Raw genomic sequence first — 8,347 nt, forward strand, 5'->3', positions numbered from 1 at the left:
CTTCCCTACTTTACTTATCTGGCTCCGTCACCAGTCACGATGACTTTTAACGTTTTTACCATAATCTTCGTGTCGAGAGAAAATGTCAAGTTTTGAATATACTGTAAGTCATGTGATAATTTCTCACTTGGACTCATTTCATATCCCCCATTTACTTGAGCAAGACCAGTCAGCCCCGGCTTCACTGTCAGTCTTTTTGTAAAGCCTGGAATCGTCCGATTAAATTCGGCAGTAAACATTGGTCTTTCAGGACGTGGACCTACAATACTCATTTCTCCTTTTAACACGTTGATAAATTGCGGGAGTTCATCAATTCTTGTTTTTCTGATGAATGCCCCCACTTTGGTGATACGAGGGTCATTTTTTTGCGCCCATTTCGCTCCTCCGCTTTCTGCGTTGGTTCTCATCGATCTGAGCTTCCATAATTTAAAGTAGACACCGTCTTTTCCGACCCTTTCCTGCATATAAAAGGCTGGCCCTGGTGTTTCTAGCTTAATTAAAAGGGCAAACAGTAAAATGATTGGCGTACTCAACATCAATCCGATGAACGAGAACACGACATCTATGAAACGTTTTGCAAATAAATATCGAACCATATGTTCTGTTAAAGCAAAAGAGTGGTTTCGTCTCACTTCATATTCTCTGTAAAGGTTCATCGCTTTCTCTGCGCTCACTGACCTGCACCTCACCATTCAAAGTAGTTGTTGTGTAAAGAGATGTTCTATGAAAGTCAGTTTAGCAGAGCAACATTAAGCAAATGTAAATGGGCTGTTAAGTCTTGTAAAAGTGTGTTAAGAATGTGCCCTTATATCAAGTTATGCCCTTTTAAACGTAAAAAAGACCCGCAATTCTGCGGGTCTACGTGTCTTTTTTTATTTTGCCTTTACGGATTCGATCGTCTTCAGTCTAAGCGTTCCGTTTGCATCTTTTGTATAAGTTACTTTCACTTTTGATTCTTCTTTTAGGCTGTTCACTTGTTTAGAAAATGTATTTCCGAATTGAATGGCTACTTCTTTTCCATCAATGTTGACAGCAATTGTATGTCCATCAGCCAAACCGACATATGTGCCTTCTTTGGTGACTTCATTTTTCTTCGTTGTAGATTCTTTTTTTGTTTTAGATTCAGCTTTTGACTGATCATTTGTCGTTTCTTCTTTTGTGATTTCCTTACTTGAGCTTTCTTTTGCATCTTCGTCAGATTGACCTGCTTGGTCTTCTGTTTGAGCAGCTGTTTCTTTGCTTTCATCATCTGCTTTTTCACTTGCAGACTTGTCTTCCGTCTTTTCGTCTGTTGCATTTTCTTTCTTTTGATCTGCTGCTTCAGTTGTTTCTTTTTTGCTGTTATCCGTATTGTTGTTATCGTTTGACTGATTTGATGTGCCGCATGCTGTGAGCATTACACCTAGAAGTAAGGCTAAAAACGGCATTGTGATTAATTTTTTCAAGATCGTCACCTCTTCATGATTTGTCGATTTGCTGTCATTGGAAGGCAAATACGTGAAAAATCCACCCTCTATGTTTCGATTATAACAAAAATAACCTGAAATGAAATGTATTTTTAACTTGACATATCATTCATCCGATCTATTTTATTTAAAATATTGAGATACACCTGCTGCGATTCCTGAAGCCAGCCTCTCCTTGGCAGTCGTTGATTTTAATATACTTGCATCAATCGGACTGGTTACGAACCCTGTTTCAAGCAAGATGCTGGGCATTTTTGAATACTTGATCACGTAGAACCCTGCTGTTTTCACACCACGATCCCTTGTGCCAAGGGCTTTCACCATCTGGGGCTGTACCTTTTGTGCCAGCTTTAAACTATTGGCCGAAGCATACGTCGCATCATAATACGTTTCTGTTCCATTTGCACCGCTATGATCATTTGCATTGGCATGGATGCTGATGAACACATCCGCACCAGCCTGTGATCCTTTGCTTACACGTGTTTGCAAGGAATCAAATGTATCAGATGTTCTAGACATGACCGTCAGCGCACCCGCTTGTTTGAGCCTCGCTTGTAGTTTTAACGCGACATCTAGATTTATATTTTTTTCAAGCAGTCCATTTCCTACCGCTCCAGCATCCTGCGCACCATGACCTGGATCAATAAAGATGGTTTCACCTAACACATGATTTTTCAGCTGTGTGATCACACTGGTTCGTATGGTTGATGTTCCGCCTAACACTGTAAATGTTGAAATCTTTTTAGTCCCAATGACACGACGAATCGCATCTGGCACTGATTGAGCGTCTGTAAGAAGAAGGGTTTGCCCTTGCTTGGCTGCCGTACTTGCCGCAGCTGCCGCATCGGCATATGCATAGCCGTTACTCATATACGTTTGGGTTGTCTTCATCGGGTATGTTTTCGCAATTCGGACTGCCACTTCATACCGATTGGCTCCGCTGATTCTCACGGGTGATGGTAGCTTTTGATAGGCTGCTTGATTGACACTTGTTTCCCCGCCAATCACAATCGTCCGTTTCACCGCTTTGCTTTTTAATAGATTGGCTGTTTCCTGCCGCAGCCCTTTTGCATCGGTTAATAAAATAGGAAAGCCCTGTTTTGCAGCATACGGAGCAATCGCCACAGCGTCTGCATAAGCAGAACCATTCACAATCACAGCTGTATCAGCACTCTTCATTTGCTTAGCAACATTTGCCGCCAATTCATATCGATTCTTCCCTTGTATTCGCGATACGGATAGATTCATTGCTTTTAGCTGCGCTACGACTTTTTGAGAAATGCTTGCGGTTCCGCCAAGAATGATGACACGCTTCGTTTTCAACTGCTGAAGACCTGACTTAGTTGCACCTGAAAGACTGCTAGTATTCGTTAACAGCACTGGGGCTCCTTGCTGAAAGGCATACGGCACAGCACTTAGCGCATCTGCATAAGCTTCACCGCCTACTAAAACAACTGTAGGTGCTGTCGACCAGCCTCGTTTTGCAGCGTTAACTGCCACCTCATATCGATTACTTCCCTCAATTTTCGATACATTGTGCTGCGCAAATGCTGATGGTGCATACAAACATAGTGAAACCACAATCAAAACAAAACATTTGATATAAGAACGCATGAAGTCAACCTCCTTGGTTTTGAACCCTTCATCCTGGAACCCGGAAACACTTCATGTAATTTTGAAAAAAGGCTGCCGAGAGTCGTTTCTCGAGCAGCCTAAGAGGTGTATCTTAGGCACCCCTCATCTGTATGTTTTCTTATCTAAAATAGCCTGAAACACCGCTTGAAATACCTGACGCTAATCGATCTTTATAAGTAGCAGATTTCAAAATATTTGAATCAACTGGACTGGAAACAAAACCAGTTTCTAAGAGAACACTTGGCATCTTAGAATATTTAATCACATAGAAACCAGCTGTCTTCACGCCACGGTCTCTTGTGCCTAATGCACTGACCATTTTAGGCTGAATATTTTGCGCGAGCTTCAAGCTGTTTGTTGCCGCATATGTTTTGTCATAATACGTTTCAGTTCCATTTGCACTGCTGTTATCATTTGAGTTCGCATGGACACTGATGAAGATATCTGCATTTGCTGACGCACCTTTGCTCACCCGTGTTTGAAGACTGTCGAATGTGTCTGATGTTCTTGACATCGTCACAAGTGCACCTGCGTTGTTTAACTTTGTATTTAGACGTTTGGCTACATCTAAGTTTAAGTTCTTCTCATATAATCCGTAGCCTACCGCTCCTGAATCATGAGCGCCATGACCTGGGTCAATGAATACTTTTTTGCCAACGACAGGATTTTTCAATTGATTCACGACAGTTGGTGTCACTGTATTTGTACTGCCAACGACAGTAAATTTGGTGATTTTTTTGCTGCTAATCGTCGCTCTTGTTACCTTTGGCAGCGTCTTTTCATTCGTTAGGAGCAATGCTTTGTTTTGCTTTGCTGCAATTCCTGCCGCAGAAGATGAAGTGGCATAGCCAAACCCTCTTCCTACATAGGTATTATTTGTGCTCATATTGTATTTTTTCACAATATTCGCAGCCACGTCATAACGAGTAGAGCCTTTGATTCGCGTTGGAGATTTTAATTGATTATAAGCTGCTTTTGTGACGTAATTCTCTCCGCCTACGACAATGGTTTGTTTCACATTGCTTGCTTTTGCAACAGAAGCGATTTCAGAACGAAGGCCCTTTTTATCTGTATATAGAATTGGGAACCCTTTTTGTGCCGCTACAGGTGCAATGGCAATTCCATGTGCATAGAATGACCCTTCAACCACAACGACGCCAGCTGGCGTTTTCATTTTTTTCGCGATATTTGCCGATAGCTCATATCGGTTTTTTCCTGAAATACGTTGTGTAGAGATGCCCATTTTCTTTACTTGATTGACCACGTTGTTTGACACACTTGATGTGCTGCCTAAAACAATAACTGTCTTCGTTTTTAAAGCCGTTAAGGCTTTTTTTGTATCTCCAGAAAGGCTTGTACTATTTGTGTAAAGAACTGGTCCATTTTTTTGATGTGCCAGTGGAATTCCTGCTGTTGCATCTGCATATGCAGTTTTCCCCACTAAAACAACTGTACTTGCTGTTCCCCATCCTTTTTTCGCTACGTTTGCTGCTACAGCATACCGGCTCCCACCATCAATTCGGGAGACCGAGTTATCTGCTGAAGCTGTTGGAACAATAACGAAAATGGCGATGAGGCTGAGGATGGCTGTTTTGATCATTGAGCGCATCTTCTAAGTCCTCCTTTTATTCTTAATAGTTTGTTAGTTTTGTACCTGGATAGTAGAACGAAAGTATGGAAGAATACGAGTTTCCAGATTCAGCTCTAGCTTTGGCGCCGTATTGACTCATACCAATGCCGTGACCATAGCCTTTTCCTGAAATCGTGAAATCATTTGTATTATTCTTTACTGACGCAAACGTACTTTTCACCTTTGTTGCGCCCATGACTGTTCTAAACTCTGTCATTTTCATACTTGCCGTTGTACTTTTGTTCACTGTATACGTACCTGTTTTGTTTTTCAGATGGTAATTCAGCTTGATTGAAACGGTCTTCGCACGCTGACCTTTTGTTTTTCCTGAGAATGTCAGGCTTGAAATAGATGCAATTCTCATGTCAGATGCAGCTGTTTCTTTATTTTTCAACAGCCATGATTTTAGACCAGCAAGGTCGGCAGCATTGGCTTCTTTTGCCTTAGACCACTCAGAAGCTGCTGTACTTGCAGTCAACGTAGTGCCTAATTGCTTTTTAGACAACTTCAGTGTCCACGCATTGACAGGATCTTTTGTGTCTTTTTTGGCGACTAAGTATGGCAGTGCATTCCCCCATACTTCTTCACTCGCCTCAGTGTATCCGCCATTACTAGAATAATAGGTGGCTGAAATAAGTTGATTGTTGTATTTCAGAACCTTGCCTTTTGTGGCATCCACAGCTTTTGTCGAATTTGTGTACCAGTTATATCCTCCATATACTTGGAAGGCTGTTGTATCAGGTACGACTTTTCCAATACTTTTCACTGAATACGTTCTAGCGGCAACAGCTTGTGCTTTTAATGCCTCAACATGCCAGCTCGCAGGCATTTCGTTTGGCACAACACCTTTTAGATAGTCTTCAAATGGAATATTTTCATTAGTCGGCCTGATATATCCTGATTCAATGGCAAAGTTGACGTTACCTAAGTAAGGCTTCCCTGCGATTTGAAGGACATTTTTGGTTGAATATTTCTCAGGAACAACTCTTAATGTGTTATACGTCTTAATGCCTTTTAATGAAATTTTTCCGTTAGAAATATTCAATTGGTAGTTTTGATTTTTTTTCAGATAGACTTGTTTGGCTAAAGAATTTTTTAAACTATCTGTAATCGCACTTGTGCTACCAGCAAGATGGTAAGCATATGTACCTTTTTCTTTCAGCAATGCTTTTAATGACGCTGTGACAGAATCCGGCTTCACATACACAACGGTACTGTTAGATTTTGCAGCCAATTGCGACAAAGGCATTGCATAAATATAGCTAGAGGCTTTTGCCAAGTACACTTTATCTGCATTAATGTTTAATTTTTTAATGATATTCACAGATAATTCGTAGCGATTGGCACCGCTGATTCGTGTCACCTGTGAGGTTTTCTTGATTTGATTTTCTACTTTTTGTCCCGTACTTTTTGTACTGCCGATGATAATGACTTTACTTGGCATTTTATAAGACGGAATGGAATCTTTTTTTGTTAATAGGATTGGGTATCCTTTTCTCGATGCATAGGATGCAATTGCAATCCCATTCATGAATGAGTTCCCGCCGACAACAATTGCTTGCTTATAGTTACCCATTTCTTTGGCGATTTTTTGGGAAATTTCAAATTTGTCTTTCCCACTAATGCGTCTCACTTTTCCATACTTTTTGATTGATTTCTCAGCAGCTGTTGAAATACTTTTCGTATTCCCGACAATTAAGATGTTATCAGGATTCATCTTTTTCAACTGATTTTCGGTTGTCTTCGTTAGCTTTTCAATGTTCGTGTACAAAATTGGGGCGCCTAATTTGTATGCTAACGGCGATACAGAAATGGCATGATCAAAAGCATCTCGGCTCACAATCACAACGGTTGAAGGATTTTTCCATCCTGCAGAAGCAATACTATTGGCTACTTCGTAACGATTTTTGCCGTCGTATCTTTTCGTCACAGCGACATTTGATCCTGATAGTTTGTATTCCCCCGTTGTTGAGAAATCCATGCTGTTTTTGTTTCCGATATAGTTAGACAGTTTTACTGAAATTGTCGAGCTGGCCATGGCAGACTGAAAAGGTGCAATTAGTAGTGTCAGTGTCATGAGAACGATAAGTGTAATGCCTGTTTTCTTCAATTTTGTTCATCCCGCCCATCTTTTTTTACTTCTGTTTTTCAATCTTCTGAATTTCTTTTTGACCACTGTCATTGATAAAGTAAGAGATTTCTACTTTGTCACCTGGTTTAAATTCATTTAATACATCTTTAAAATTATCCGTAAATTCATAGCTTAAAGTCGTATTCACTTTTTTCACTTCGACTGTATGTGCATCAGCCATTCCAATAAATTCAGCTTTTTCTTCCAGCACCTGAGGAGTTGAACTGCTTGTCTTGTTTTCTCCTGAGGATTGCTCAGCCGTTCCACATGCTGTGAGCACGATACCTAGTAGTAGTATTAAGAACGGTAAAACGACGATTTTCTTCATTTTTTTCACCTCATGTCTTTGTATCGTCTTATAACTTAATATTTTAAGGTAAATTTAAGGTTTTTTGAAACCTTTTTTTTGTTACAACGTCTATATCTAGGTTCAGAGTAAAAAAATAACTTGTTTATCAAGATTCGTAAACCTATAATCATGGAAGAATGATAGAAAAGGTGAGGGACATTATGAGAGCTGAGAGAAAAAGAAAGAAAAAGAAGGTTCTTTGGATTGTTTTATCGATTATTGGCTTATTCGTATTAGCCACTGGCGGATACGCGTATCATCTTTGGAATACAGCCGCATCCACTGTCGCAGGCATTCAAGAGAACTTAAAGAAGTCAGATAAGCGTGACAAAGATGTCGATTTAAGTAAAAAAGACCCGATCTCCATTTTAGTCATGGGTGTCGATGAAAGAAAGAATGACCGAGGCCGTGCAGATACATTAATATACATGACAGTGAATCCGAAAACGAAAACAACTGAAATGGTGAGTATCCCCCGTGATACGTATACAAAAATTGTCGGAAAAGGCACAATGGATAAAATCAACCACTCTTATGCTTTCGGTGGTACACAAATGGCTGCAGATACAGTAGAGGAACTGCTTGATGTACCTGTGGATTACTTTGTGAAAGTGAATATGGAAAGTTTTAAAGACATTGTCGATACACTTGGCGGCATTACGGTGAACAGCACGTTTGCTTTCAGCTATGATGGCCATTCATTTGGTACAGGAGAAATTAACCTGAACGGCGATCAAGCCCTTGCCTATACAAGAATGAGAAAGCAAGATCCTAAAGGTGATTTCGGCCGTCAGCAAAGACAGCGTCAAGTCATTGAAGGCATCATTGCAAAAGGCGCTAACATTTCATCTATTACGAAATTCGGCGATATGTTTAAAGTCGTTGAAAACAACATGAAAACGAATATGTCCTTTGACGACATGTGGACGATGATGAATGATTATCGTGATGCAAGACAAAATGTGAAACAGCACGAGCTGAAAGGTACAGGCGCACGAATCAATAATATTTATTACTATCAGCTTGATGACAACAGTTTAGCGAAAGTGAAGAAGGAATTGAAGGATAGTTTGGAGCAGTAAAAAAGAAGACTACAGGAATGTAGTCTCAGGCTGTCGAGAAAATCTCGACAGCTT

Annotated in this window: 7 protein-coding genes; 1 reads left to right on the forward strand and 6 read right to left on the reverse strand. The window is 40.3% G+C overall.

Annotated elements, in window-relative coordinates:
* Window positions 1-14: 14 nt before the first annotated feature.
* From BA79_RS06225 to BA79_RS06250, 6 genes are all read right to left on the reverse strand, one after another.
* Window positions 15-674, reverse strand: coding sequence for a sugar transferase (locus tag BA79_RS06225; protein WP_008348294.1), 660 nt, complete (start codon window positions 672-674; stop codon window positions 15-17).
* 198 nt (window positions 675-872) lie between these two features.
* Entirely contained in the window at window positions 873-1,445 is a 573-nt protein-coding gene (locus tag BA79_RS06230) for a hypothetical protein (RefSeq protein WP_017357854.1), read from the reverse strand.
* 144 nt (window positions 1,446-1,589) lie between these two features.
* A complete protein-coding gene (locus BA79_RS06235) occupies window positions 1,590-3,080 on the reverse strand; it encodes an N-acetylmuramoyl-L-alanine amidase (RefSeq protein WP_035701600.1) in 1,491 nt (496 codons plus the stop codon).
* A 139-nt stretch (window positions 3,081-3,219) separates the two neighbouring features.
* Window positions 3,220-4,710 (reverse strand): N-acetylmuramoyl-L-alanine amidase, encoded by a 1,491-nt coding sequence (locus BA79_RS06240; RefSeq protein ID WP_008348299.1) that lies wholly within the window; start codon window positions 4,708-4,710, stop codon window positions 3,220-3,222.
* A 22-nt stretch (window positions 4,711-4,732) separates the two neighbouring features.
* A complete protein-coding gene (locus BA79_RS06245; protein WP_008348301.1) occupies window positions 4,733-6,841 on the reverse strand; it encodes a SpoIID/LytB domain-containing protein in 2,109 nt (702 codons plus the stop codon).
* 25 nt (window positions 6,842-6,866) lie between these two features.
* Entirely contained in the window at window positions 6,867-7,190 is a 324-nt protein-coding gene (locus BA79_RS06250; RefSeq protein WP_035701604.1) for a hypothetical protein, read from the reverse strand.
* 182 nt (window positions 7,191-7,372) lie between these two features.
* Here BA79_RS06250 and tagU point away from each other — a divergent pair, with 182 nt between their 5' ends.
* The gene (gene tagU / locus BA79_RS06255) at window positions 7,373-8,293 is read left to right on the forward strand and encodes a polyisoprenyl-teichoic acid--peptidoglycan teichoic acid transferase TagU (protein WP_035389693.1); all 921 of its coding nucleotides are present in this window, start codon (window positions 7,373-7,375) and stop codon (window positions 8,291-8,293) included.
* Window positions 8,294-8,347 lie beyond the last annotated feature (54 nt).

The sequence above is a fragment of the Bacillus altitudinis 41KF2b genome (genome assembly GCF_000691145.1).
Classification (GTDB): domain Bacteria; phylum Bacillota; class Bacilli; order Bacillales; family Bacillaceae; genus Bacillus; species Bacillus altitudinis.